This window comes from Stenotrophomonas sp. YIM B06876, from assembly GCF_030711595.1.
GTDB lineage: Bacteria > Pseudomonadota > Gammaproteobacteria > Xanthomonadales > Xanthomonadaceae > Stenotrophomonas.
Window position 1 is genome coordinate 1 of record NZ_JAUJUJ010000480.1, and the last position, 619, is coordinate 619.

A 619-nucleotide genomic window follows, 5' to 3' on the forward strand; every position below is an offset into this window, starting at 1 on the left:
TGATTCACAACGATGAGAACAAGTCGAATGAGTGACTACAAGACCATTGCCGAATCCAAAAACTTCATCGTTCTGGACAAGTACATTAAGGAGTGGCAAGCCGCCGAAGGCTATCAAAGCGAAGGCGACCTGGAGCGCGAGTTCATTCAAGACCTGGTCCATCAAGGCTATGAATCCCCGCTGGGGCTGAACACGCCGGAAGCCTTGTTGGCAAACGCGCGCGTGCAGTTGCAAGCGCTCAACAACGTGCAGTTTTCAAACTCCGAATGGCTGCGCTTTGTGGAAAACTGGCTGGACAAGCCTAGCGATGGCATTGTTGAGAAAACACGCAAAGTGCACGACGACTATGTGCACGACTTCGTGTTTGAAGATGGGCGTATCCAGAATATCTACCTGCTGGACAAAAGGAACATCGCCCGCAACAAGGTGCAGGTGATCAAGCAGTTTGAGCAAGTTGGATCGCATGCCAACCGCTATGACGTGACCATTCTGGTCAACGGCCTGCCGCTAGTGCAGGTGGAACTCAAAAAGCGTGGCGTGGCGATTCGTGAGGCCTTCAACCAGGTGCACCGCTACAGCAAGGAGAGCTTCAACAGCACGCAGTCCTTGTTCAAGTATT

At 52.2% G+C, this 619-nt stretch carries 1 protein-coding gene; it reads left to right on the forward strand.

Going from position 1 to position 619, the window contains the following annotated elements; translation table 11 throughout:
- Window positions 1-27 precede the first annotated feature (27 nt).
- The coding region (locus QZH66_RS18035) for a type I restriction endonuclease (protein WP_305807180.1) at window positions 28-619 on the forward strand (592 nt) is incomplete at its 3' end.